At 54.7% G+C, this 25,033-nt stretch carries 28 protein-coding genes and 1 tRNA gene; 12 read left to right on the top strand and 17 right to left on the bottom strand.

What is annotated here, in order from left to right:
- Positions 1 to 82 precede the first annotated feature (82 nt).
- The gene (locus tag DHN10_RS14730; protein ID WP_108816116.1) at positions 83 to 1,132 is read left to right on the top strand and encodes a phosphotransferase family protein; all 1,050 of its coding nucleotides are present in this window, start codon (positions 83 to 85) and stop codon (positions 1,130 to 1,132) included.
- On the opposite strand, the gene DHN10_RS14725 is transcribed toward DHN10_RS14730, so the two are convergent.
- The gene (locus DHN10_RS14725; RefSeq protein ID WP_108816115.1) at positions 1,129 to 1,344 is read right to left on the bottom strand and encodes a hypothetical protein; all 216 of its coding nucleotides are present in this window, start codon (positions 1,342 to 1,344) and stop codon (positions 1,129 to 1,131) included. The two genes, DHN10_RS14730 and DHN10_RS14725, sit on opposite strands and share 4 nt — an antisense overlap.
- 109 nt (positions 1,345 to 1,453) lie before the next feature.
- Here DHN10_RS14725 and DHN10_RS14720 point away from each other — a divergent pair, with 109 nt between their 5' ends.
- Positions 1,454 to 1,711, top strand: coding sequence for a DUF2312 domain-containing protein (locus DHN10_RS14720; protein ID WP_108816114.1), 258 nt, complete (start codon positions 1,454 to 1,456; stop codon positions 1,709 to 1,711).
- Positions 1,712 to 1,713: 2 nt separating this feature from the next.
- Here the strand turns inward: DHN10_RS14720 and DHN10_RS14715 are convergent, their stop codons facing one another.
- Positions 1,714 to 2,595 carry a hypothetical protein gene (locus tag DHN10_RS14715; RefSeq protein ID WP_108816334.1) on the bottom strand — a complete coding sequence of 294 codons (882 nt, stop codon included), beginning with the start codon at positions 2,593 to 2,595 and terminating at the stop codon, positions 1,714 to 1,716.
- 194 nt (positions 2,596 to 2,789) lie between these two features.
- Between DHN10_RS14715 and DHN10_RS14710 the strand changes: the two genes are divergently transcribed.
- Positions 2,790 to 2,865 (top strand) — tRNA-Thr (locus DHN10_RS14710).
- 208 nt (positions 2,866 to 3,073) lie between these two features.
- Complete coding sequence (locus tag DHN10_RS14705; protein WP_108816333.1) at positions 3,074 to 3,262, top strand: helix-turn-helix transcriptional regulator; 189 nt, start codon at positions 3,074 to 3,076, stop codon at positions 3,260 to 3,262.
- A 401-nt stretch (positions 3,263 to 3,663) separates the two neighbouring features.
- Here the strand turns inward: DHN10_RS14705 and DHN10_RS14695 are convergent, their stop codons facing one another.
- The 3 genes from DHN10_RS14695 to DHN10_RS14685 form a co-directional block, all read right to left on the bottom strand.
- On the bottom strand, positions 3,664 to 5,256 hold the full coding sequence (locus tag DHN10_RS14695) for an FMN-binding glutamate synthase family protein (protein ID WP_108816112.1): 1,593 nt from the start codon (positions 5,254 to 5,256) through the stop codon (positions 3,664 to 3,666).
- 85 nt (positions 5,257 to 5,341) lie between these two features.
- Positions 5,342 to 6,133: a polyphosphate kinase 2 gene (ppk2, locus tag DHN10_RS14690; protein ID WP_108816111.1), complete on the bottom strand. Its 792-nt coding sequence runs from the start codon at positions 6,131 to 6,133 to the stop codon at positions 5,342 to 5,344.
- Positions 6,134 to 6,178: 45 nt separating this feature from the next.
- Positions 6,179 to 8,062, bottom strand: coding sequence for an SLC13 family permease (locus DHN10_RS14685; RefSeq protein WP_108816110.1), 1,884 nt, complete (start codon positions 8,060 to 8,062; stop codon positions 6,179 to 6,181).
- Between the two features lie 473 nt (positions 8,063 to 8,535).
- Between DHN10_RS14685 and DHN10_RS14680 the strand changes: the two genes are divergently transcribed.
- Together DHN10_RS14680 and DHN10_RS14675 are read left to right on the top strand one after the other, a co-directional pair.
- The gene (locus DHN10_RS14680; RefSeq protein ID WP_108816109.1) at positions 8,536 to 10,278 is read left to right on the top strand and encodes a chloride channel protein; all 1,743 of its coding nucleotides are present in this window, start codon (positions 8,536 to 8,538) and stop codon (positions 10,276 to 10,278) included.
- Positions 10,265 to 11,344 carry an ABC transporter substrate-binding protein gene (locus DHN10_RS14675; protein WP_108816108.1) on the top strand — a complete coding sequence of 360 codons (1,080 nt, stop codon included), beginning with the start codon at positions 10,265 to 10,267 and terminating at the stop codon, positions 11,342 to 11,344. The genes DHN10_RS14680 and DHN10_RS14675 overlap by 14 nt, the downstream gene beginning before the upstream one ends.
- 231 nt (positions 11,345 to 11,575) lie before the next feature.
- Here the strand turns inward: DHN10_RS14675 and DHN10_RS14670 are convergent, their stop codons facing one another.
- Together DHN10_RS14670 and DHN10_RS14665 are read right to left on the bottom strand one after the other, a co-directional pair.
- Complete coding sequence (locus DHN10_RS14670) at positions 11,576 to 12,268, bottom strand: MOSC domain-containing protein (RefSeq protein ID WP_108816107.1); 693 nt, start codon at positions 12,266 to 12,268, stop codon at positions 11,576 to 11,578.
- Positions 12,265 to 12,807 carry a MarR family winged helix-turn-helix transcriptional regulator gene (locus tag DHN10_RS14665; RefSeq protein ID WP_108816332.1) on the bottom strand — a complete coding sequence of 181 codons (543 nt, stop codon included), beginning with the start codon at positions 12,805 to 12,807 and terminating at the stop codon, positions 12,265 to 12,267. The genes DHN10_RS14670 and DHN10_RS14665 overlap by 4 nt, the downstream gene beginning before the upstream one ends.
- An 87-nt stretch (positions 12,808 to 12,894) precedes the next feature.
- Here DHN10_RS14665 and DHN10_RS14660 point away from each other — a divergent pair, with 87 nt between their 5' ends.
- The 5 genes from DHN10_RS14660 (at position 12,895) to DHN10_RS14640 (ending at position 16,934) form a co-directional block, all read left to right on the top strand.
- Positions 12,895 to 13,653, top strand: coding sequence for a hypothetical protein (locus DHN10_RS14660; RefSeq protein ID WP_108816106.1), 759 nt, complete (start codon positions 12,895 to 12,897; stop codon positions 13,651 to 13,653).
- 52 nt (positions 13,654 to 13,705) lie between these two features.
- A complete protein-coding gene (locus DHN10_RS14655) occupies positions 13,706 to 14,230 on the top strand; it encodes a TlpA disulfide reductase family protein (RefSeq protein ID WP_108816105.1) in 525 nt (174 codons plus the stop codon).
- 305 nt (positions 14,231 to 14,535) lie between these two features.
- Positions 14,536 to 14,853, top strand: coding sequence for an antibiotic biosynthesis monooxygenase family protein (locus DHN10_RS14650; RefSeq protein WP_108816104.1), 318 nt, complete (start codon positions 14,536 to 14,538; stop codon positions 14,851 to 14,853).
- Positions 14,854 to 15,256: 403 nt separating this feature from the next.
- A complete protein-coding gene (locus DHN10_RS14645; protein WP_159087013.1) occupies positions 15,257 to 16,198 on the top strand; it encodes a hypothetical protein in 942 nt (313 codons plus the stop codon).
- Between the two features lies 1 nt (position 16,199).
- On the top strand, positions 16,200 to 16,934 hold the full coding sequence (locus DHN10_RS14640) for a class I SAM-dependent methyltransferase (RefSeq protein ID WP_108816102.1): 735 nt from the start codon (positions 16,200 to 16,202) through the stop codon (positions 16,932 to 16,934).
- Between the two features lie 695 nt (positions 16,935 to 17,629).
- Here the strand turns inward: DHN10_RS14640 and DHN10_RS14630 are convergent.
- From DHN10_RS14630 to DHN10_RS14600, 7 genes are all read right to left on the bottom strand, one after another.
- The gene (locus DHN10_RS14630) at positions 17,630 to 18,103 is read right to left on the bottom strand and encodes a UPF0149 family protein (RefSeq protein WP_159087012.1); all 474 of its coding nucleotides are present in this window, start codon (positions 18,101 to 18,103) and stop codon (positions 17,630 to 17,632) included.
- An 83-nt stretch (positions 18,104 to 18,186) separates the two neighbouring features.
- The gene (locus DHN10_RS14625; protein WP_108816099.1) at positions 18,187 to 18,531 is read right to left on the bottom strand and encodes an H-NS histone family protein; all 345 of its coding nucleotides are present in this window, start codon (positions 18,529 to 18,531) and stop codon (positions 18,187 to 18,189) included.
- Between the two features lie 189 nt (positions 18,532 to 18,720).
- Entirely contained in the window at positions 18,721 to 18,906 is a 186-nt protein-coding gene (locus tag DHN10_RS14620; protein WP_108816098.1) for a hypothetical protein, read from the bottom strand.
- Positions 18,907 to 19,056: 150 nt separating this feature from the next.
- Positions 19,057 to 19,905 carry a replication-relaxation family protein gene (locus tag DHN10_RS14615; RefSeq protein ID WP_108816097.1) on the bottom strand — a complete coding sequence of 283 codons (849 nt, stop codon included), beginning with the start codon at positions 19,903 to 19,905 and terminating at the stop codon, positions 19,057 to 19,059.
- A 20-nt stretch (positions 19,906 to 19,925) separates the two neighbouring features.
- Entirely contained in the window at positions 19,926 to 21,998 is a 2,073-nt protein-coding gene (locus DHN10_RS14610; RefSeq protein ID WP_199910688.1) for a type IV secretory system conjugative DNA transfer family protein, read from the bottom strand.
- On the bottom strand, positions 21,998 to 22,357 hold the full coding sequence (locus tag DHN10_RS14605; RefSeq protein WP_108816096.1) for a hypothetical protein: 360 nt from the start codon (positions 22,355 to 22,357) through the stop codon (positions 21,998 to 22,000). The genes DHN10_RS14610 and DHN10_RS14605 overlap by 1 nt, the downstream gene beginning before the upstream one ends.
- A gap of 193 nt (positions 22,358 to 22,550) precedes the next feature.
- Complete coding sequence (locus tag DHN10_RS14600; RefSeq protein WP_108816095.1) at positions 22,551 to 23,204, bottom strand: hypothetical protein; 654 nt, start codon at positions 23,202 to 23,204, stop codon at positions 22,551 to 22,553.
- Between the two features lie 176 nt (positions 23,205 to 23,380).
- On the opposite strand from DHN10_RS14600, the gene DHN10_RS14595 reads away from it, so the two are divergent.
- A complete protein-coding gene (locus DHN10_RS14595) occupies positions 23,381 to 23,617 on the top strand; it encodes a hypothetical protein (protein ID WP_108816094.1) in 237 nt (78 codons plus the stop codon).
- A gap of 63 nt (positions 23,618 to 23,680) precedes the next feature.
- Here DHN10_RS14595 and DHN10_RS14590 read toward each other — a convergent pair whose 3' ends face one another.
- From DHN10_RS14590 to DHN10_RS14580, 3 genes are all read right to left on the bottom strand, one after another.
- On the bottom strand, positions 23,681 to 24,001 hold the full coding sequence (locus DHN10_RS14590) for a hypothetical protein (protein ID WP_108816093.1): 321 nt from the start codon (positions 23,999 to 24,001) through the stop codon (positions 23,681 to 23,683).
- A 75-nt stretch (positions 24,002 to 24,076) separates the two neighbouring features.
- Positions 24,077 to 24,325, bottom strand: a complete 249-nt coding sequence (locus DHN10_RS14585) for a hypothetical protein (RefSeq protein ID WP_108816331.1) — start codon at positions 24,323 to 24,325, stop codon at positions 24,077 to 24,079.
- A 59-nt stretch (positions 24,326 to 24,384) separates the two neighbouring features.
- Positions 24,385 to 24,810: a hypothetical protein gene (locus DHN10_RS14580; RefSeq protein WP_108816092.1), complete on the bottom strand. Its 426-nt coding sequence runs from the start codon at positions 24,808 to 24,810 to the stop codon at positions 24,385 to 24,387.
- Between the last annotated feature and the right edge of the window lie 223 nt (positions 24,811 to 25,033).

Raw genomic sequence — 25,033 nt, 5'->3', positions numbered from 1 at the left:
ATATCCGCGTCATCGTGCACCGCCACAGGCGGGTGTCAATCAATGGGTTGCGTCACGGCGCATCAGCGGGGCTAATGGCGGCATGAAAGAAGCGGCAAAAGACCTTGGTATCGATCTGGCAGAGCTTGACGGCTACCTGTCCGACACTATCGGCGAATTTGACGGGCTGATTGATGTAAACAAATTCCGCACCGGCCAGTCTAATCCAACATTTCACCTGCGGGCCAAAAGCGGCGATTATGTCTTGCGTAGCAAACCCCCCGGACGTTTGTTGCCGTCCGCGCATGCTGTTGATCGCGAATTTCGGGTGATGCAGGCGCTGGCACCGACGGATGTGCCCGTGCCCGAAGTGTTGCATCTGGCTCAGGCTGCGACATCACCCAGCAGGCGCGAATTCTTTGTGATGCGCTATCTGCCGGGGCGAATTTTCTGGGATCCCGCATTGCCCGATTGCACGAAAACAGAGCGCGCGTCGCTTTATGATGCGATGAATCAGACCTTGGCGGCGTTGCATGATGTGGACGCCGAAAGCGTCGGATTGGGCGATTATGGCAAACCCGGCAACTACTTTGCGCGTCAGTTGGACCGGTGGAGCAGCCAATACCGTGCCTCGGTTGACGCGCCCAGCGATGCGATGGCGCAGATCATGGATTGGCTGGGGGCCAATATGCCGGCCGATGATGGGCAGGTGTCGCTGGTGCATGGCGATTGGCGGTTGGACAACATGATCTTTGCTGTCGAAGCGCCGCAGATCGTCGCCGTGCTGGATTGGGAACTTTCGACGCTGGGTCACCCCATGGCCGATCTTGCCTATCAATGCATGCAATGGCGTTTGCCAAATCAGGGCGATATGCGCGGCTTGGCGGGCGTTGATCGCGCGGCCTTGGGTCTGCCGAGCGAGGCGCAATATGTGGCCGATTACCTGCGCCGCCGAGGGTTGAACGGGATCGACAACTGGCCGTTCTATCTGGTTTTTGCCTTCTTCAGGCTGGCGGCAATCCTTGCTGGCGTCGCTGCACGGGCTGCCGCTGGCAATGCTTCAAACCCACAAATGGCCCGTAAATACGGGGCCGCGGTGCCAGCCTTGGCGGCCATGGCCACGATTGTCATCCATGAAGGGGCAGAGCTTTAGCCCAGCATCACACCGATGATCACGGCCATCAAACCGATCATCGACACAAAAAGTGCAATCAGGTTCAAGGGCAGAATGGCAGAGACGCGGGCGCGCAAATCCTCATCGCTAAGGTCGGCGCGTTTGGCGCGGGCCACAGCCACAATGCTATAGACAATCCCGCACAGGCCAATGGCCGACAAGGCCGCGCCGATCCAGATAACAATTTCCATATCCGCTCCATTCGTTTCATGCGGGGTACCGCGCTGTAATCGGCTGTGCAAGGGTTGCAGGGGCAGGGGGCAGGGGCTAGGGATTGGCCAACCTGACAGGAGAGCCGCAATGAATGATTCCGTGACCGAGACCAGCAGCACCGTAGCCGGACAAGAGCTGCGTCAGTTCGTGGAACGCTACGAGCGGCTTGAGGCAGAAAAGAAAGACATCGCTGACGCACAAAAAGAGGTGATGGCCGAGGCAAAGGGTCGTGGCTATGACACCAAAGTGCTGCGCAAGATCGTGGCCATTCGCAAGCGCGATGCCAATGATCTGGCCGAGGAAGAAGCGGTCATGGACATGTATAAGGCCGCTTTGGGCATGTAACGTCAGGTGAATGGCAGGATGAGGGTCACACCTTCCATCTGTGCGATCACCTCAAGGTCTTCTTCGTAGGCTTCGGTCAAATCGGCGACCGTCTGGGCGTCCAGCTCTGGCCATTCAATGGCATCTTCGATCTGCCCGGGAACGGCGAATTCCTCTATCACATCAGCGATCAGGTTTTGTAGCGACAGTTCCGACGCTGGCGGTGCCTCTGCCGCCCGGCGCGCCAATGTCTCCATCCCCTCAGATGTCACAATCTGCGCCAGAAGGTCGTATTGGCCGGTGACAGCGGCCTCTGGTGGCAGGCCGGTGTGCAGCCGGATCAGCTGTTCCCAAATGAGTGGCGTATCCTCATTGCACCACACAGTAAGCAGCGCGTTGGGGGCCGCGCGTCTGATCCGGGCAATTACGTCAGACCAGCGCAATTCGTCTGGCGTCAGCAGGCCAAGATAGGTCGCGATATCAGCGACACCAGCACGGGTTGCGACCTCTTGCAGAAAGCTCGCTGGATTGCGGATACCGTAAAACAGCGACAGAGCGTCCTGATCAAAGATCTGCGCCAGTCCGCGCAATTTCATCTCGGTTTGCGGGTAGAACAGCCCGTGATCAAAAACACGCTTGGGCACGGCGATGAAATTGTCATTGGTCAACACAATCCGGTCAATGCTGTCATCTTCGACGATGGCATCAATCAGGATGTCGCGGGTGTCGGGTGTGGGCAGGGCACCGTCAAGCTGTTGGAGCGTCTCGCGGATCAGCTTGCGGTATTTACCGGGGCCCGGCACGGCGATACCGTTCTGGAGCAGCACATCAGCATTCTTGAAGATCGATTTGAGTAGCCGATCCTCATCTGTGCAGTTTGCGCCGATATGAAATGCAATCTGCATGGGGGGCCTCGTCGTGCTGCGGGTTTGGGCATCATAGGGTGATTTGCGGGCCATGAAAGCGGGTTTGCGACGATGGGTGCGATGTCCGTCTGATTTTTCGCATCTGAGGGTGAAAACACCATTGCAAAGCGGCAATTTCTGCTGCTATACGCCGCGCATTCGGTTCATCCGATCCGCGTCAAAGACGCGCCAGTGCCCCTATAGCTCAGCTGGTAGAGCAACTGATTTGTAATCAGTAGGTCCGCGGTTCGAGTCCGTGTGGGGGCACCATATAATTGGAATTTATATATCTAAAATAGATACTTAAGCACTTTTGCATTTTGTGAGGCCACCTTTTGGTCCACCGCGCAGAATGCGAAACAGCGTGTTGCAATGTTCTGCCTTGGTCAGATCAGAATCAACCGTTACTCTGAACACTCCTCGGGGAATTTGTCGAAACCCGAGCATCGCGATGCTCTTCAATCATGGAGAGATCGTGATGAGGATACTTTCAAAACGCCAGGTCACGGAGTTGGTCTTGTACTCACCGCAACACATCGCACGTCTGGAGAAGGCAGGCCTATTCCCCAAACGGGTACAGCTGGGCCTAAACCGCGTGGGTTGGGTTGAAAGTGAGGTGCTGGAGTGGCTCGAACAACGTCTGGCGAAACGCGAAGTGCTGAACTGACACTCCTGAAAGGGAGCTGGGTGGCCGGGGTTGCAAATCTGGCCACCCGACATGGGTGGCGGAGAGCGGACCTTCGCTGCATTAGCAGTTCCAACACGCGTCAGCGTCAAAGCGGACATTGAGCGAACCCCGGACACAGGTCGGAGTCAACGTGGATCGTCAGTTAAGCGGATTCCAATGCTGGGCTGATTGAGCTGAAATGCATCAGCGATCTGCTCTTGCTCTTTCCCTCTGAAGAGATTGCCCACGAACCGGTCGAACTTGATGAAAGGCCTCCGCAACGCGGGTAGATCCAGCCGAAGGGGCGGCTGTAGAAAATGTATTGTGGCGGCGGAATTGAGGGGCGTCGCAACTGTCACAAGCGCGCAACCTCATCTTCGGTCACCGCCAGGTTTGGGCCGCTAGGTTGCACTTGTGAATGAGTTCGGTTGCGCTCGATCCCAATACTTCGCGAATGCTGGGTGAACCGCGTCGTTCGACTTCAGGTCTCCAGCCGCTAACCATAGGTATTGGCTGGCAGCTGATCGCGCTTCTCGGCTGTTGATCCTTATCATTAGGTGGTGCGGTGTGAATTCCGTAGGATGGAACAATCCGGAGGACTCAACGGCCTCACGAAGAGCTGTCAGCGTATTTTTGTGGAAGTTTGCAACTCTTGTGGCTTTGTCTTCGACGACCAGTGCCTTGTAACGCCCGGCGTCCTGTGTCGTGACACCCGTTGGGCATTTCCCTGTATGGCAGGCCTGAGCTTGAATGCAGCCCAATGCGAACATGAAACCGCGCGCGATATTGCAGCTATCCGCTCCCAGTGCAAAGACCCGGCACATGTCAAAGGCGCTGATCAACTTGCCGGAAGCGATCAGCTTTATCCGGTCCCGGATACCAAGTCCGACAAGTGTATTATGAACCAGCATGAGCCCTTCGCGCAGTGGTGCGCCCTTGTGATCTGCAAATTCGACAGGTGCTGCACCGGTTCCACCTTCTGCCCCGTCGACGGTAATGAAATCGGGCGCAATCCCGCTTTCCTTGATTGCCTTGGCGATGGCGAACCACTCCCACGGGTGGCCGACACAGATCTTGAATCCAATGGGCTTGCCACCCGACAATGATCGAAGTTTGCCGATGAACTCGCAAAGCTCTAACGGCGTTGAAAAGGCGCTGTGCGCGCTTGGACTAATGCAGTCAACACCGATCTCTACGCCCCGCGCCGCGGCAATTTCCTCGGTCACTTTTCCGCCGAGCAGAATGCCGCCATGCCCCGGTTTTGCGCCCTGAGACAGCTTTATCTCGATCATTTTCACCTGATCGTCAGCGGAGGTTGCGGCAAATTTTTCGGGGTCAAACTGCCCGTCGGCAGTGCGGCAGCCAAAATAACCGCTCCCGACCTGCCAGATCAAGTCACCGCCGTGTTTGCGGTGGTACTTTGAGATTGAGCCTTCCCCGGTGGTATGCGCAAACCCGCCTGCCTTTGCACCCTGGTTCAGTGCTTCGATGGCGTTGGGGGACAATGCGCCATACGACATACCGGAAATGTTGAGGACTGACCCTTCGTAGGGCTTCGTACAATCCGGGCCGCCAAACAGGACGGTGAAGGGCTTGGTCGGAAGATGCGATGGCATCATGGAGTGGTTGATCCATTCATGCCCGACTTCGTTTACATTCCGCAGCGTTCCAAATGGCCTAAGGCCTTCCATTCCCTTGGCACGTCGATAAACCAACGCACGCTGTTCGCGCGAAAAGGGCGTTTCCTCATGGTCGCTTTCCAGGAAGTACTGGCGAATTTCCGGTCGAAAATGTTCGAACAGAAACCGCAGGCGGGCAACCAAGGGGTAGTTCTTCAGCACCGCGCTTTTGTTCTGGGAGAGGTCGTAGAGACCTATCAGACCCAACAACAAAGCGAGTGCAGATATCATACCTCCGAAAAAAGGGGCAATAAGTGCCACCAGAAGGCCGACCGGAACCAGAAGCAGAACAATTGCCAAGGGGACGTAACGCATTCTGAAACTCCAATCAGTCTGAGGAAAAGCTTTGTATCACGGCTACGTTACAAAATCGATCTGCCGAAACCAAAAGCCAGAACACCTAAATGAGATCGAGATGCGCTTCTGGCACGAATGTCTGATCACCCATCGGTGGCCTGACGTAGCCGCGCTGAGGAGGACGCTCTTCAAGTTCGACCGGTGGATGTGCGACTTCCTCGTAATGGATCAACGACAAAAGATGGTTGATGCAGTTCAGACGCGCGTGTTTCTTCACGTCGGAATTCACCACGTACCAGGGCGCCTGTTTTATGTCTGTATGAGAGAACATATCATCCTTGGCCTTGGAGTAGTCGACCCATTTCTTACGGCTTTCCAAATCCATAGGGCTGAGTTTCCACTGCTTGGTGGGGTCCGTCAGGCGTTTCTGAAAGCGACGTTCCTGTTCCTCGTCACTCACTGAAAACCAGTATTTGATCAGCTGAATGCCCGATCGGACCAGCATGCGTTCGAACTCAGGACAACTGCGCATGAATTCTTTGTACTCGTCGTCTGTGCAAAACCCCATCACGCGTTCAACACCTGCGCGATTGTACCAAGAGCGATCGAATATGATGATTTCGCCCGCTGCCGGCAAATGCGCCACGTATCGTTGAAAGTACCACTGCGACCTCTGTCGCTCTGTCGGGGCCGGAAGTGCAACAACCTGGCAGATCCGGGGATTCATGGCTTCGGTAATCCGTTTGATGGTGCCGCCCTTGCCTGCCGCGTCACGCCCCTCAAAAATGATCGCTATACGTTGTCCGGTATGCTTGACCCATTCCTGAAGTTTGACGAGTTCGATTTGCAATCGCGCGAGTTCAGCTTCGTAGACCGAGTTTGAAATTTTCGTCATCTTAGTCTCCCCTTAGTTTCGTAGGTTCTTTGTCGTCCCTGTTTGTCAGAACACGATATTCAGCATCACCAAAGAAACGATCAGGAACAGGATCGTCATGATGCCGCCGCTCTTTACAAAATCGATGACCTTGTAACCCGCGGGGCCCATGATGAGCGCGTTCACCTGATGCGTCGGAATAATGAAGGAATTCGAGGTGGATATGGCCACCGTCAGTGCGAAGAGCGCCGGATTTGCGCCGGCTGCCACTGCGATAGAGACGGCCAGGGGAACCAAAAGCACGGTGGCCCCGACGTTTGACATGACCAGCGAGAACACGGTCGCAAGGACTGCAACGCCAGTCTGAAGTGACCAGATTGGCCAGCCATCAAGGATTGTCAGGATTTGCTGCGCGATCCATTCGGCAGTTCCGGTATTCTGCACGGCTTGTCCGAGCGGGATCAGGCTTGCCAATAGAAAGACCGTGTTCCACCCCACCGCACGGTAGGCTTCGTCGATGCTAAGAACACGCGACAGAAGCATGCCCACAGCGCCGGTGAGCAGGCAAAGCGACAGCCGGATATCGGTAAAGAGGATCAGTGAAAGCGAGATCGCAAAGAATAGCAGCGCCCATCCAACCTTGTGCGGCCGCAATTCCTCTTGCGGAAAATCCGCTGTGACAACGATGAAATCCCGATCACGCTTGAGCCGGGTCAGATTATCCCAGCGGGTATGGGCGACAAGCATATCCCCCGCCCGAAAGGGCACGAGCCCGATCTGCGTGGCCTCGTGATCTTCGGTCTTGACGTGGCTGAGCGTTTCTTCGCCGCGGTGAATTGCCATCAGGCCCAGACCATAGGTCTTTCGTAGCAAGATATCTCTCGGGCTCTTGCCGATGAGGCTGGAGTCCGGTGGGATGACCAGCTCTGCGACACCAGCATTGGTAGAGGCGAACTCTTCAACGAACACGTCCAGTTCCGGTCGAACAATCAATCCGAAACGGTCCGCGAAATCGCGCATGGCGCCTTCGCTTCCGACGATTGCAAGCCGACATGGGGCAGCAATTTCTGCCGTCAGGATTTGGATCATTGAGGCTTTGCCCCGATAGAAGGTAGAAATGATGTAGATGTTGTTTTCATTGTTGATGTCGGCAAGGATCTGACCGACCAACGCACTGTCAGCCGGAACATCAACTTCAAAAACATTGGCATGAAGACCATAAACTCTTTCCAGATACTCTGCCGTACCCTGGCCCGACGCCGCGATTGTTGAGCTGGAAGACCCAGGCAACACCCAACGCCCCAGAAGCAGGAAATAGAGAATTCCGGTCACAATGAGCGCGGCGCCAATGGGTGCTACAGAAAACAAACCGAAGGGTTCCATCTTCAATTCGTCAGGCAAACCCTCGTTGGCTGTGATGATGAGGTCGTTCAGCAAAATGAGGGGCGACGACCCGACCATCGTCATTGTTCCTCCCAGAATTGCGCAAAACCCCATCGGCATCAGCAGGCGACCAAGCGGAATGCCAGAGCGGACCGATATGCGGCTGACCACCGGAAGAAACAACGCTGCGGCGCCGACATTCTGAAGGAAGCTGGAGATGAACCCCACGGTTCCCGACACAATGGGAAGAACCCGCGTTTCCGATGTGCCCCCGTGTTTCAATATCGCCGCGGCGACTTTGTTCATGATGCCGGTTCTGTCAAGGCCGGCACCGACGATCATAACGGCAATGATCGAAATGACCGCGTTTGACGCAAAACCATCAAACAGGTGCGTAACATCGGCGAGCCTTTCCAAGCCCGGCACATAGCTCAGGATCCCGACAAGTACCAAGACCAGCAGTGCAGCCAGGTCGATGCGGATGATCTCGGACACGAACAGAAACACGGTGAAGCACAACAAGCCAATCACGACAGCCATTTCGTTTGTAAAGGCTAGTGTTTCCATCACTCCCCGCTTTGGTCCGAGTGATGATTACTGTTCAAAACCGTAAATCTTATCGAACGCCAGTATATAAGCACCCAGTCTGGACCGAATTGCGCGCGTTTGTCAGGTCTTTTGTTTCCGACGAGCAATCAAAGCGGGCGCTGATGCGACCCAGCAGGCGCAAAATTTGAGTACCAATTGGTCAATCGGTTCGATTGCTCTGATGGGTCTACGCCCACAAGTGACCGGATTGGCGACACGCGCTGAGTTGCGAAGACGAATGTGCCGCGACTGCGAGAAGATGCTGCGCCAGCGAAGTGAAAGAAACGAATGACCGAAAAGTCCCGCGGTGTGTAAGTTCGAGAGGATCAAGGTGTTGCACCTGCAGCGAAAGTCCGGTCCGACGAGCCTACAGACAACAACAACGAAAACGGTCCCCTTGGCCAATCGCTTGGGCAGTTGCTTTGAAGGCAGAACCTTGAGACATTCAATGAATGCTTGAGCAGAAATCAAACTCGGCACCGATTGGTAGTGCGGCCTACCGGAATTTTGCAATGACTGTCTCGGCGGTTGTCATCGGGTTGATCGTCTCACTTGCTGCGATTGCGTTTGTTGAAGTGGTCATATGGCTAAACAACGTGCTGCTTGTTTCACCGCGGACCCGGGTCCAGTTCGACGGCGCTGGCTGGCTGTTAGCGGCGGCGACTATATTGGTTCCGACGATTGGCGGGTTGATCGTCGGGGGACTGCTGCGAATGTCACCCGAACGACGGCCATTGGGGCCGCTTGATGTTATTAAGAGTGTTCAGTTGGCATTGCCGCCCCCAACGCCAAAAGCAGGAATTTTATCGACGCTGGCTTCCTTAATCTCTTTGGGTTTTGGGGCTTCGGTCGGACAATATGGCCCGCTGGTTTATCTTGGTTCAATGGCAGGTAGCGTATTAGACCGGCTGAGTCTGCGGATTTCAAACTTCTCCTCCATCGCGATGGCTTGCGGTGTTGCGGCAGCGATCTCTACTGCTTTTAATGCCCCTATTGCAGGTCTGGTATTCGCCCATGAGGTCATCTTACGGCATTATTCGATGCAGGCATTTGCGCCGACAACGGTGGCAGCGGCGACCGGATACATCGTTGCCAATGTAATGTTCGAGCGAGAGGCCTTGTTCTTGGTCGACTTTGCAGGCGTCCAACATGGGCATGAGTTTGCGCTTTTTGCGCTGCTGGGACTGCTCGCTTCGTTTATCGCCGTTGCATTTATGCGCTTGATTTTGCGTAGTGCGACGCTTGCCGCGAAGATGCCAATTGGGCCTATGTATCGCCCAGCATTCGCAGGGCTTGCCGTTGGCCTGACGGCATTATGGCTGCCGGATGTCATGGGTGTCGGCAATGAGACCCTGCGCTTTGCGACGATTGAAGGCGCGTTTTTCACATGGGAACTGGCGCTATTGGTGACCGCCAAAATCGCGCTAACCGCAATTTGCATTGGCTTTGGTTTTGCGGGTGGCGTTTTTAGCCCCGCCTTATTGATCGGTATTCTGTTCGGCGCATTATGTTGGATGCTCGTTGATGCCACTGGTTTGGTTGTCACATCCAGCGTCGTTCCCTACGCGATTTGCGGGATGATGGCAGTCACAAGTGCCGTTATCGGCGCGCCTTTGACAACAATCCTTATCGTCTTCGAACTGACACGAAACTACGACCTGACGATCGCAGCCATGGTGGCCGTTGTCTTCTCAAACCTGGTTGCATACCGGGTCTTTGGTCGCTCTCTATTCGATGTGCAACTGGCGCGTCGGGGCATTGATCTATCACATGGTCGGGATCGGGCATGGTTATCGACGCAACGGGTGTCTGACATTTTGGACGGCAATTTTGTCCAATGCGCACCGCATTGTGCCGTCGGCAACGTATCTGCGCAGCTTCATGACACCAAATGGCATGAGGCATTTGTCCTGGATGCAACCGGTGTATTGGTCGGGGTTCTGGATGTGCTGGGGTATGAAGGCGATCTTGATGATCCTGTGTCTGCCTGGATGCGCCCCCCTGCTTTGCAATTTGATGATTCAACGACACTGGCAGAGGCGATGCGTGCGCTCGAAGGGTTCGCCGGAGACGTCATTCCCATAGTCGAGACGAAAACTAAACGACTGCTCGGCGTTGTGACGCAAGCCACTGTCATCAAGTCATATCTAAACGCGGTGCGGCGTCTAAGGCGGGAAGAAAATGCAACGGCTTAAGTATCTACTCATGATCCTTCTGACAGGTCCGGCAGCCAGCGCTGCCTGGGCCGATGAAACGCTGACTATCGTTTCGTGGGGCGGCGTGTATGAGCAAGCGCAACGCCAGGCGATATTCGATCCCTTTTCCAAGGCAACCGGCATCACTATCGAAAATGTGACCTATTCAGGCGGTGTTGATGCCGTGCGCAACGGTGCTGCCCAAGGCGATTGGGACGTCATCGACATGATTGAAGATCAAGCGATTACTGCATGCGATGCCGGACTGCTGTCACAGATCAGCTTTGATCAAGTCGCGGTGGCGCATCAATCCATCCCGGTTGAGGATGACTTCCTGCTCGGCGCGTTTCGGAACTGTTCGATTGCTCAGAATGTCTACTCAACTGTTTTCGCCTACAATGACCGCGCCTTTCTGGGTGAAAAACCTGAAAGCATTGCCGACTTCTTTGATCTTGAGAAGTTTCCCGGCACGCGTGCGCTCCTCCGCGATCCCGATGTCATTCTAGAGTGGGCGTTGATGGCTGAAGGCGTGCCAATCGATCAGGTCTATGACCTGTTGAGCACCGAGCGAGGTATGCGCCTTGCCTTTCGCAGGTTAGAGACATTGCGCGGATCGATCATTTGGTGGGAAACCGTTGATACGCCTGCAGAAATGCTGAATGATGAGCGCGCCGTCATGGCAAGCGGATATAACGGACGGTTCTTTTCCGCAGCCCAAGATGACGGCATGCCAATAACGATCGTCTGGGATGGTCAAGTGATCAGCTATGAAACGTGGTCAATTCTACGCAGTTCGCAAAAGCAAGAATTGGCGCGGCAATTCGTTAGGTTCGCGACCGCGCCGGAACAACTTGCCGCTTTGGCCGAATTGATCCCGTACGGGCCAACACGCACATCTGCTATATCACGCGTCGGCCTGCATGAAACCACAGGTGTGCCAATGCGTGACCACCTTCCCAATGCCCCGCAATATGTCGATCGGGCACTCTACGGCGACAGTCTTTGGTATGCGCGTACCAAGGACTTTCGCAGAAGGCGGTTTGAGGCGTGGCTGCGCGAAGGCTGATGTCGTTGGCAGCTCAACCAACAAAAGGCACCTCAGTCGACAAAACGCCGCGCCTTGCACGAATGTCCGCAAAGCGAAAGCTGCAGTGCGGCGGAAATCTGTCCGGCGAATGTCTCCTGTGGGCCATCCTTGCCAGTAGCGATCGGGCGGTTAGGCGAACATGCTGCGGTCGATCTAACGTAGGCAGCAAGCCCTACCCACCAAGACGAAACATCACAGCGAAGGTCCGCTCTATCCCTTGAGCCGTCCGGAGGTGTCTTCAGCTCTGTCGCCGGAGGCCATTTTAGCAAAGGCGGTTCGCCACCCGTCAGCAAGTTCAGGCATGATCGCCAGAATTGCAGCGTCTTCCGTCGAAACGCGTCGTGTCAGTCGGGCTGCTGTGACGCGCTTTACCGACCACTCAGGCTGTGGTCTTTCCAATAGATGCACATCTTCGCCGATACTTGCCCTGCCATTCTCCAAGACGCGATAGTACCAACCGGTTCGGCCAGTCTTTTGAAAGAGGTAAGCCATGCGCGTGTTCTGCGTGTGCTCTGACACTTTCCAACAGGGTTGTCGGCCCTGGCTGATCTGCACGACAGCCGTTCCCAAGCGCAGAATGTCCCCAATACATAGTATGTCCTCAGTCAAACCGCGCGTTGAAATGTTTTCTCCGAATGCCGCAGGAACTGAGTTGTCGGGGATTCCGCCTTCAGTGATCCAACTGGGGTAGTGATCCGCGGCATAATGATGGATCGCCTTGTCTCGCCCGCCGTGGTTTTCCAGATCAGCCTGGGCATCTTCAACAAACCCATTTTCGTCAATTTGGTGCAGGCCTGAAGCGGCAGTCTTACCAATCGCAGAAGGGTCACGCCCCTTCCAGTGATGCTCGATCTTTCCCAGGAAAAGCCCGTCAATCCGGGCCAGAAGACGATCTTCCGTCACCCGCTCACCTGTTCATAGCAAATCTGGTCAGCCTCATCGCGTGTCAGCTCAACATCCAGCAATGCGCAGTACGGGCCTTTGTTACTTTCCTGATGATGCTGACAGTTTTTGCACAGCCCAAATTCTCGCCCCTTATTCCTGGCGAGAACATCCAAGAGCGCGCTTTGCAGGAGCTGATGAAAGGTTTGCCGTTCTTTGGTGCTAAGGGATGAAACCGCTGCTTGGAGCGGGGCCGGGCTACGTGACATTTCGCGCCCGGTTACTGTCAACTCATAGCTGATCACGCGCTTGTCGACCTCTGAACGCCGCTCCGCAACATATCCTTTTTGCTGAAGCGACTTCAGCGATTGGGTTGCCGTGCCTCGGGTCGTGCCAAGGTACTCTGCTACATGCGAAGGGCTTTTCGAAAACCTGTTCGCCTGTCCGAGGTAGCTAAGCATTGCAAGCTGTGTCGGATTTAGATCGCCGGTCCAGCCCTGAGCCGAATCCAGTCTTGCCAGTCGATTGATGAGGTCGCGGATGTGGGTTTCATTTGCCATCCACATATTATAGCGACTCGAAATTACCATTGCAATAGTTTCGAGTCGCTATTAATAGTGAGTCGAAATCAATCAAAAGGATATGACATGAAACACTCGCTCCTCACGCTCTCCACTGCTGTTTGTTTGGCAGGAACCTCGGCCTGGGCGGATGACAACCACGATCACGCCATCCATCAGGAAGGCGCAATTCGGTCCGAAGCGGATACGGCAAAGGTTGCCTCATTTGATATCCTGGCTGCACATGCCCATCGCAATGGCAACGTTGTCACCTTTCATATGACTACAAACGGTATCGCAGGTGCAGATGTCCCCGAAGCCACAGGCGAAGTCGGCGGATCGAACGTACTGTCCTATGTTTGGCCCACGTCGCTTGATCCATCCGCTGTCGGGTTCGAAGGCGGAACCGGCATTCTCGCTATGGCGGCAACAAGCCATCCAGACTTTGATGACACGCCACTCTATGATGAAAATAACGATGGTGACCCGTCGAATGACGGCATCATATGGCACAGTCACTGGGTCGTTTTGACCCCAACTGAAGCTTGCGGTCCCGGCGCACTTGCGGTTCGCGACATACCGGAGGGCGAAACCCCACAACTTCCAGCAACCTGGCCTGGGTTTCCTATCTTCCTCGACAGCCCGGGATTCACGCCGCTGTTCGATGGGCCGGAAATTGCAATCAACGTGGGTTTCCGCAGCGATGTCGAACTCGAAGGGGTAGCATACGATGGCGTGACCTCTGCATTGCGCGTGAACGCGAACATTCACTCACCTCTGCTGTGTGTTGTTGATGTATTTGACGTGGCTTCGGGTGATCTTTCTCTGCCCGGTAAAGTCAACTGATCTACATGGTGGAGCCGCCAAGGCGGCTCCTTCAATCTATTAGGATTGCCCGATGACACTTCCAGAATTGCACGTCTCACAATGGTTCAACACTGACAAGAATATCACTCTTGCATCCCTGCTCGGCAAGGTGATCGTGGTTGAAGCGTTCCAAATGCTCTGTCCCGGCTGTGTGCTTCACGGAATTCCGCTAGCGCAGAAGGTTGCCGCTGCCTTTCCAAAGGAAAAGGTTGCCGTTTTGGGTCTTCATACAGTTTTTGAACATCATGACGCGATGACCCCTGTATCCCTGAAAGCCTTTCTGCATGAATATCGGATCACGTTCCCCGTGGGCGTCGATGCCCCAGGCGAAGGCCCAATGCCAAAAACGATGCAGGCGTTTCAAATGCGTGGAACACCCAGCATGTTGATATTCGACAAGTCCGGATCGTTACGGGCTCACCATTTTGGTGACGTATCAGAATTGTTGCTTGGTGCAGAGATCGCTACCTTACTCGGTCAAGAACGCGAGACCAGCTTAACAGCTTCGGACGTTTCAATTCAGCCAGGTTGTGGAGAAGACGGCTGCACCATTTAGACCTAATAGGACATAACAAGCTCGCAGAGATCATCTCGCTTTCGCGTTTGCAGCGAATGGCCGGAAAGCGGGCTGCGACTGCAGCATTGCTAGGCTTCGACCAACGGCAGGAATGGGCCGTATATCCTTTGGCACCGGGAACCTGCAATCAAGACGTTTCGCTGCCTTCGAAGTCTGCAAGCAATCCAATTCTACCCAGCCTTCGTGCCCATTCATTGCCTCAAAACCGTTGGATCGACGCCGAGCAAACATGCAGCCGCGCAAGAAGTTGCGATAACTGCTAAACTGCAAGGGAGGAGGACCCGATGCTCAAGATTGATACAACCGCCATATGTCAGACCGTCATCACCACGTTCGAATGCTCCCCAGGCACTTGCGCCGATCTAATGGAAAAGTTGCAGGGCGCCTATCGCGACTTCATCTCTCACCAGCCCGGCTTCATCGCCGCGGGCTTGCACGTTAACGACGCACAGACGCGGATAGCAAACTATTCGCAATGGGCGAAGCGAGAGGACTTTCAGGCGATGCTGCGTAGTGAAGAAATGCGAGCACGGAACCGCGAGATTGCAGGGCTTGCCACACGCTTCGAGCCGGTTATGTATGAGGTGACGGGGGTTTTCTGAGAGCCGTCGGTGCTCGAAGAACGAGTGATCGCTTCGCTTGTAGGCTGTTAGTCTGAATCTTCCAGATTTTCGCACCTGTTGCGAATGACGGCAATTCAGGCTGCAGACGCAGCATCTAACGCCCATGCTGGATGGCAGGTATGGGCCGTCTGCTGGCGGCGGTGCACCTGTCCGGCAAATATGCTGCGACCGATCTAATGGCGGCGAGGAGCCCAGATCTGCCAACCGAATCATCCTCTCCCTCGCAAGTCCGGTGTGTTTGCAACAGCTATCACTGCTCATTCGTAAAACGTTCGGATTGACGTGATCCGGACCGCCTCTTAAACAGTCAATGTCAGAATGTCTGCCTGCCCCATGTGTCCCATTGGCCAACGCGACATCAATCCTCAGCAAGGAGCTCATGGTGGCCGCAGTGGCACTCTATTTCGTTCGGCGTTTTGGAGACCGAAAGACTGGCAGCACCCAAATGCGCGGTCACGATCTGCTTGAATTGGTCGCTCCACATATGGGACCAAACCTTTGCGCGCGACAAATGGTTATCCCCGGTCCAAGACACCCGACCGCGCAGCGTATTTGGGCACGCATGGTCCCGCGTGACGCAATCTATTTCATGACCAAACGATCAATTGAAAGAATTGATCCTGAGGCAGCCCATATTCTCAAGAATAGAGCAAGAGCCGTTTGCTTTGATTATGTCGATGGTAATCCCCGACAAATCCGGTCGGAGATTGCCGATATTCATGTCTGCACCTCGTATGCTCAGGAGGCGGCTCTAAAAAGCCTTCAAGTTAAGGGTGAGTTTGCGCCGGGCCCCACGAGCGTGGTTTTGCATAACGCGAGCGCGCAGCTTACGAAAATGAGGTCAACACCGGCACCGAAATTCTCCGCTGCTTATGTTGGTACACTTGCGATGACAGAAATACCTGAAATTCTGCAGGATGAAATTGAGATTTTAGACGCTAGCAGCACACGAGAATTCCAAAAGAATCTGGAACGGCTGTCTCAATACTCGCTGCATTACTGTTTCAGACGGAGCCAAGAGAAGTCAGAATTCATAGTCAAACCGTTCACAAAAGGTGTGACAGCAGCAATGTGCTGTTCAAACATAATTACAAGCAGGCAAGTCTGGGACGCAGAGGCACTGTTGGGAACAGACTATCCGTACCTGATGGACGACAATTCGGAAGAGGATATTCTGGAGGCCTTCGAAAAGGCAAGATCTTCCTTTGGAACAAATACTTGGCGAGACGCACTGCAGGCCGTGGCACGGATCAAAGAATTGACATCTGGGCCAGCATTAGCACAGTCTCTCAAAGATATGTCACGCATTGCAGGAGTTGGATAGGATGGCCCTTTTCAAAAGGCGTTCCGTAAAGGAAGAAGTCGAACAGGACCCCAATTATCCAGTCGTTGACGGTCTGCACTACTTGGATGTCTTGGCAGGTATTGAAGCTCACATGAACCCTGAGTTGTACCTTGAGATTGGGTCCCGATCAGGGACATCTCTTATTCCCAGAAAATGCAATTTTGTCGCGATTGATCCCGTCTTCAATCTAAAGTCCAGCGACTTTTCAAGCACAGGTGACATGTACTTCTTCAGGAAGACATCTGATGATTTTTTCGCGTCTGGCTTTTTGGAACGAAACGGCCTTGTACCTGATCTCGCGTTCATTGATGGCATGCATCATTTTGAGTATGCGTTAAGAGACTTTATGACTTGCGAGAAGACAATGTCGCGCGACGGGATAATCTGTTTACATGACGTTGTGCCGTTTAACGGCGAGATGACCACCAGGGATGAGAATTACCTGAAAATCGGCACGGCATGGACAGGCGATGTTTGGAAAGTAGTACTTGCGTTAATGAAGTTCCGTCCCGATTTGAAGGTAGACGTTTTGAAGGCAACTCGCACGGGTCTTTGCTGTGTTTCCGGACTCGACCCTGAGAACAGTATTCTCCACCAAAATTTCGAACAAATCATTGCGGAATTCGTGCCTATTGATTTGGTCGAAGACGGACCCGACAGTTACTTTAGAAAAATTGAGCTGCTTGACCCAAATGCGTATCTCGAAGGGCTTTAGAGTCGACGCAGGGCGCTAATGAAACAGCGAGGTTTAGCAGTCTTGTCGGTGAACTAATGGGCACGCCTGTCAGGCAAATCCCTTTCGACCTGCCAAAGCAGAAACTCGCTCTGGTTCTTGCTCAATTTCGCCCTTGCGGCAAAAGTCTAAAAAGTCCGCGATTTGTGAGTCCGGGTGGGTCAGGATTTCGACGGTGCGGCGAATGTCGGCAATGCGGGCTGCGATCGCAGCATTGGGAGTATGAGGTGAACGGCAGTAATGGGCCGCTTCTTTGGTCCTGTTGGTTCGCCGCAATCGCCAGCTGCACAATGCTATAGTGTCAGGGCAGTCATAGGAGGAATTCTAATCATGTTCATTGCTATATCAATCCGCGACCTTCTGAATCGAATCTTGCCCGAAGGGTTTCGCATAGTGCCAATCTACGATGGGGTTTCGGTACACGCTGATCGTCCAGTATGCGGCAGCAAAAGGATCGCAGATCTGTGGCGAGATCCTGAGGGCAAATGGCATTGGCGTTCACTTTATCTTGGTGATCAGCCCTCGGGAAATGGAACCCTCTTTGAGGGCTTTATGGCTGTTCAAGAGGCTACGAGTTCAGCAGTCAATGCGCGCTGAACGTAGTGCATTTGGCGCTGAGCAATCAGAAGAACGAATGACGGTCTGAGAAAGCTGCGCTGCGGCGACGGTATCAGAGATTAACCGCATGTGTGGATGGCTCCTGCAAACATCGAGTTGCCGTCATCATCAAACATATGCACCAGAATCGGCGACATCAGCTTCGCGCCAATTTCTGACTGGCCAAACTCGTCCCATGTGGTGACGTTGAGCTTCACAGCCTCCATAAAGCCTTCGCACCAATCCATGGCGATGGCATGACCTTCTGGCGCTTGCCAGAACACGGGCTCCAATGCCGGCGTTGTGGACGACAGGCCGGCTTCAATCTCGGCCAGCCGCTGCTCCACCATCTCCATGATGCGCCGCGGTACGGTTGCCCCTGCACCAAAAGCAACATCCACCCAGTTCGCAACGGGAAACGGCGTACACACCACGCCTGTCAGGAACCCATCCAAATCAGACAGACCCAGACTATCCGGCGGACTGTCTTCGGAGCACAGATAGGCATCAAGTTCGGTCAGAATGTCGGTCATCGCGCGGCTCAACTTGGTCAATCAATTGCTCCAGCTTCTAAACGAAGAAAGCCTCGTGGCAAATGCACACGAGGCTTTTTCAAATCCAACAATTGAGATTGGTATTAAATCGCCAAATCTTCTGGCGTTTTTCCCGCTGCCATGGCTGCCACAAACCACTCAGGACGTCGCCCTTTGCCAGTCCAGGTTTGTGCCTTGTCATCCGGATTGGCGTATTTCGCGACACCGGGTTTCTTAGGTTTGGCCGCTGCCTTGCGCTTTGCCTTGGATGGTGCCGCCGCTGTACCGGTAATCTCAGCCAGGTCAAAGCCATAAGCTTTGGCGGCCTTTTCAGCTGCCGCCAGCGCTTCCTTCATTTCTTTCTTTTCCATCCGCGCCAGTGCTTTCTCGACATTGGCTTTGAGTTTCTCAAGCTCTTTGCGGTTGAGTGATTTCAGATCGTATTTCATTGGATCGTCGTTACCATTTCTGGATGTAGTACATCACAAAACATAGAGGTGAGTGAATCGACACGCAGTTCGCGTCATGCGAGCAAATGTTAGCGTGATAAAGCATAGATGATCGCAATAAGAAAAGGTGACTGGATTGCGCTCCAGCCACCTTTGAAATCATTGATTGTACCAGCCTAAGAAAGGCCGTTATTCAAACCAGCCCTTCTTTAGTTTAGCCTTCACCTGTTTGTGGTGCGATTGACCGGTAAGTTCACGTGCGGCATAGGCTGGTATGCTTGAGAGCTCCTTCCCGGTCTGTACCAAATGTCCGCCAAGGTTCTTGAACCCCAGCTTTAGATCCCAGAATGATGACTTCTTCTTTTTACGTGCCATGGTCTTCTCCTTTTGTTGCGTGCCGTCACAATCTCAGGTTTCAGCGCAGTCGTAAAAGGTTGGTATGTTTAGGTAATTTCCACGATGTCGCCCCATGTTCAGCTATGGTGCAGGCATCACAATTTGTTTCATCGACCCCTGATCTCTCACCTAGCCAAGGAGCCGGAACGGCTTTCCCATGGTACTTTCCCAGGATTCGGCCACTGTCTGGGCAGTGCTTGCCCAACGGGGGAAGAGAGCATCAACGGCGGTATGAACGAGCCTGCGATCTCGGCTGGTCAGCAGACCTGCAAAATGCGCTTGTCGCCGACAGTTGGTAAAGGCCCAAAGCACCATGAGGTTGCTTTTGAGTCCGTAGTGTTGCTGATGCAGTTTTTCCTGTAGCACCTCGCGATACTGCGCCGTCGACCGCGCCAGTGACTTGCGGGCCGCTTCTGATCGCACCGGCTCCGCCCCGCGATCCACCTCAAGTGCAAAGGCCCGATACCCATCGGGGTATTTCAGCGCAAAGAGCTGATCGGGGATCACTTTGGACCCAGACACCGGCATGGCCATATCAACGCCTCTGAGGGCCAAAATACGCGCTGCAGGGACATATGTGAGCCCCGCACGGGTTGCGGTGATCTCAATCGCACTTGATATCGCGGACACCCAGAACCCATGCCACCAATGTCCGGTGGGACGGCAATGCTTTTCCAGCTCATGATGATCGGCAAGGATGTCCCACCCCAGCTTTGTCAGATCATAGACATATGGGTTGAAGTCCGCCTTGGCGATCTGGCGTTGCTGTGGCGGCAGGCGCAGATAACCCGCTTCGCGCAGCGCCTGCATCCGGCGCAGCGCGGTGTCGCGGCAACGATGTGTATCGCGGGTGCATTCATACAAAAATTCAGACGATTGCGGTCCGTGCCGATCCATCTGCGCAAACCAGCGCAACTCGCGGTCCGTCGGGCTGAGATCAATTCTGATGTGTGGCGGTGTTGGCGGGGCATATTTCATACCCGCAATCTGCCACCCCGCTACAACTCCGGACTAGGCCCAAGCGGATCATCATCATCCTTTTTTGGTGGGATGATTTCAGCCTCTTCAGGCTCTGGGTCGCTATGTTCTGGCTTGTTCTCCCATGGTTGCGCGTAGCTGTCACGGCTGTGTTGCAGGATGTCCGCACGCTCTTCTTTTGTGGTCCTTGGCAACTTCTCTAGTTCAAAGAATGGGAAGGCAATTGGCACGGCTTTGTCGGTCAATCCGCGCAGATAGGTGGCAAAGGATCCTTTGGGTTGCTGCTGGATGAGTTCCGGTGTCGCGTGCATCTGGCTCGACAATGTGCGGGCATCGCGGGCCGAGACACCACCGGCCAGTTTGATCGAGGTGTTGGCCTCAAAGGCTTCCGCGAGGCCGCTGGAGAGCTGTCCCAGGTATTGATGCGCCATCACCATCCCAACCTTGTATTTGCGGGCTTGGGAGAGGATCACGCCGATGTTGGCATCGAAGTAGTCTTGCGCTTCGTCGATGTAGATCATGGCGGGCAAGCGGTCTTGCTGGCGCAGGACAGCCCGTTCCTGGGCCGCTTGCGCGATCAGTGCGATAAAGAACCGGCCAAAGATCTCTGTGCCTTGTTCTTTCAACAGTGACTTCGATGTGTTGATCAGGATCAGCTTGCCTGCATTGAGCTCGCTGAACATATCGAACTTGCTCTCTGGATTGGCAAACATCCTCTCGAAGGTTTGGTTTTCCAGTACCCCGTAGAGGCGGCGCAGGACCTGGGTCTTGGTGGCCACAAATTCCTTGCTCTCAAATTCCGTCTCAAAGAACCGGCGTGGCGTGCCTTCCAGTTTTGCGATGTGTTCTTTGTATTTCTCGGTGCCGCCGGGTTCCATCAGATCACATAAGGTGTGGATCGTGGCATCCGGGATATGGAACATCAACCGGGTCACGTATCGGAACACCACGCTTTGCTTCGCGGTCATGCCTGCAGAGAGCAGCGAGCCCAGCACAAAGTCATAGAGCTCAATGATGGAATTGGTGAGACGCTCGCGTTCCAGCGGGGAATAGTCATCCATGCGCTCTTGCCCCACCGAGAACAAATTGAGGGAGACCGGATAGGCAATGTCCTCGGGATTGATCAGCACGATGTCTTCTGGCGCCAGCACCTTGGCCCGCAGGATGTTGCCAATCAAATCACCCTGGCTGTCGATCACCACCACTGACTTCGCGCCCGCCGCCACATCCGGCAGATCCTTGGCAATCAGATACTGCAGCGTCTGGGTTTTGCCGTGGCCACTGCCCGCCACAATATGCGTGTGCTCAAAGCGCAGTTGCTCGGGGATTTCAAATGGCGTTCGCAGATCAAACAGATCACGCAGCAGTGTGCCTTTAAGATATGTGTCCACCGCATCATCACCACGATAGTCGCGCGGAAAGACCGGATTGGTGCGATGGGTCTGACGCAAGTTGTTGTCGAGCTGATCTCGCAGCGCCTTGAAGTGATTGTATCCGTTGTCCGCAAAAAACGGGGTCACGATCTGATCCACCACCAGATTGTGCGGGGTGAGGAACTGGGAGACCGAGACCAGCACATCGCCGTTCATGGGCGGTGCTGCTTTGGCGATAGGCGAGAGTGCCTCACTGATCACGTCAAGTGCGGATCGCACCATCTGCGGATCATTGCGCGCTTGTCCTTGTTTGGCCAAGAGATCGCGATAGCGACCACCTTCCACCGTGTTGCACAGGACCGGTGGTGGCGGAATGTCTGGGCTCAGACCCTCCGCTTCAAACAATGCCCGCCCCACCTCCAGAAGTTGTATCCGCAGTGGCTCTGGTGTTGATGCTGGCCAGTGGGCGCAAAGTGCTGCATCTTGTTCTGCATCGCTCAAAAGGACGTTTCCAGCACGTGCGTGGCGATAGAGTGTTTGGGTTTCTTCCTGGGCCAGACGCTCGGCACGGGCTGGACTTTCAAGATAGAGCCGGACGCCAACATACCCGGCGGCCCCCAGCAGGAAGATTGGCGTGATCAGAAGCGCGGCCACCAGGCACAGACCAACAATGATCGCGCTGATCACCAGCCCAGAGACTTGATCAGAGAGATTGCCCATCAGAACTCCACCACAATGCCTTCACTGGTTTCTGCATTGTCGCTGATCCAGAGCTTGAGTTGCGAGAGTGTATCCAGCATCCGTTCTTCGTATCGCTTGGCATCCGCTGGCGTGGCACATAAAAACCGGTCGATCTTGCCGTTGATCACATGCTTCACATAGAGCGCAAACTTCTCGTCTCGGTCATCGACCTTGGCGTTGGCTGGCCTGCGGTCCATCAACTTAGTCTCAAGCAGGTTGCGCTGTCGCACGATCTGGATCTCTTCATGAGACAAGAGAACAGTCACGCAGACTTCATAGAATGTCTTCTTGAAGATGGCCCCACGGCGGACGGTGTCATGTTTGATCGAGACGCGCATGGTGGTGGGGTTTTCCTTTGAGACGTCAAACTGGTGATAAGGGAATGACAATGCACGGGAGGGTGGGGAATTCAGCTGCGAGAGCAGGTGAAGTCAGGCAGCTGATCATGGGGTTTTGTGCAACAATGCGCATCTATGTGCAGCGCTGGTCCCCATGCATGACCCCCATAGGGGTTGGGGGTCCCTATGGGGGTCATTTTGAGGCCACTGGAACAAGGGATTGTTGGTATGCCAGGGCCTCACCCTTTGTGGCGAACTGACGGTCTCCCACAGCGAACTTACCGTCCTTATATGTGATGTCCGAGGACAGTGGTGGAAGCGGGACTTGCTCTTCATGGGTGATGGCTTTGGTGGATGGTGCAGCGGTAGCAGCTGCGGCAGGCAAGGCCGCGGGTGCGCCCTGATCCGGAACGCTGGCCATGGCTGTTGCTGGTTGGTCTGCATAGCTCGCGCCTGCGTCAGCGCCGCCGCTGGCCGGTCCTGACGTTTGTGCCACGTGCTGCAGATTGAGCGATGCAAATGAGGCTGCAGTTGTCTTGCCTTGCTCCAGCAACTGCTGCGAGAGCTCCATGTGCTGGCGGGAGACCTTGAGGGATTGCTGGGCGTATTCTGCCGTGTCAACCGAGGCCCGGCCCATCTGCACCATACACTGGCCGACCACGCCAACGGCCGCCATCATGATGCCGGGCATCGCACCCAGGAAGAACTGAAGTGCGCCTGCATTGCGGCCAAGTGATTGTGTGGCAAAGCCGCCAAGGAACGCGACGATGACGCCCAGACCAATTAGGGCAGCAGCACAAAATCCAAGAAAGCTAAAAACGCCACGGGCGGTGTCATATGAACGCATATCAATTCCTACTCATTCAAAATACCCCGCCACGGTGCAACCAAGCATTGTGCCGAGTCAATTGTTTTATGATGAGATGACTTGCGCTAGGGTTGTGTAAGCCGCGCCGTGGCAAAGAATGCTTTCGGCATCTGCGGCACGACAGGCCGCCCGATCCATGGTACAATCAACCGCATATGACAACGACCACCGCACCGTTTGAACTCTACGACATCCTCATTGAACAAGGCATCGACAAGACCCGCGCTAAAGCGGCGGTGGATGCGTTTCTGACACGCGAAGAAGCGCGGCACACGCTTGCGAGCAAAGATGATATCCGCAAGCTGATCATGTGGATTGCCGTGATGATGGTGGGGCAGCTGGCCGCCAATGCCGCCATCACCTTCCAGATTGTGCAGGTGCTCAGGGGATAGGATTCTGACTCACAAACATGAAGAAAGAGGCGCGGGACACCGCGCCTTTCTGCGTTCCAACCTCTAAAACAGCCCTCGCCGCTGGATCGGCTGACCATCACGTGCACAGTCTGGCGGATTGGTGAGACCAAAGGCCAGCGGTCCACCACCGGTGATCACGCAGTTATACACCCGCCCATTGCGGGCGCGTACGGTGAAGTATGTGCCGCTGCCATAGGACGAGCGGCGCTCGGTGACAGTCAAGTTGGCCGGGTTGATGCCCAGCACGCCGCCAGCCTCTGAAGCCAGGCGTTCGTCCGTGAGGGTCATCTTGGCAAAGTCATCGCCGAAGCAGCCTGTGGTGAACAAGAAGGCTGCAAAGAGAATGGGTTTGGTGAAGGTCATATGGTCCTCGAATGATTGTTTGGGGTTTGATGTTTTGGAATAATGTGTGACAGGCGCAATTCCTGCCGCAGCACCTTACTCCTGCTTGTTCACAACCGTGACCTGCACCGGCTGATTGCCACCCGCAGCGGTCACAATGGCCCAGATCCAGGCCCCCAGCATCAATGGCAGGCCGATGATCCCGCCGATGCCCAGCGTGCCGAGGGTGAGCATCAGGCCAAAACCCCAGATCACGATCTGCGCGACTCCGGCTCCAACCTTGCCAATGATAAACGAACCAACACCCGGAATGAGGATATTGGCGATGATTGCGAGTGGTTTCATGAGCGAACCCTTTGTTGAAAGAAGAATGAGAATGATGGGCGTGTTTTGATCGGCCTGCGTCACGGCACCGGCTGATAGCGCCCACCAAAGGGGGTTGGGTTCCTGAACCCGTAGCCACCCATGCCACCAGAGGTAAAATTCCCGGAGGTCCAGAGCCACCGTTCACTTGCCGTGTACACAGCCCGTACCATGCCCGGCACCACGCGGCCCTGGCGGTTGCGGGCCACAAAGAACACCGTCATTTCTGTGGGGGTGCGGTAGTATACATCCACAATACGGGGATTGGCTGCGACCGGTGTTCCTTGGCTGACTGCACCGCTGAGGGACATCTGCAAAGCAACTGCAACATCATCATTCTCCAGGGGATCCGCTTTGGCCGAATTGGCAATGAGCGCCAGCGCCAGAACCGCCGCACCGACAAGATTACGCCCCCACCGATGCGGAGGTTCACCCCCGCCACGCACAGCAAACTCTCCAAAAACCATTCTCAAATATCCACAATCCACGGTGCTGGATTTGCACCATTATTCCCAATTTTGTACACTGTTGAGATTGCAGGCTATTTTGTGATTGCGCGAAGGAATCTCAGCATCTAGGCTAATATTCAGCGCAGGCAAGCCGCTGGATTCATTGGCTTATCCGACCGCCTGCACCAAAATTGGGAATAGTGTTGCACAGTCAAATCGACGCAATGCAGCTGCCCCAGAC

Origin of the sequence: Loktanella sp. Alg231-35 (genome assembly GCF_900143545.1) — a bacterium.
Taxonomy (GTDB): Bacteria; Pseudomonadota; Alphaproteobacteria; order Rhodobacterales; family Rhodobacteraceae; genus Yoonia.
Note: the sequence above shows the minus strand (reverse complement) of the source record. Positions and strands in the feature narration are given on the sequence as shown.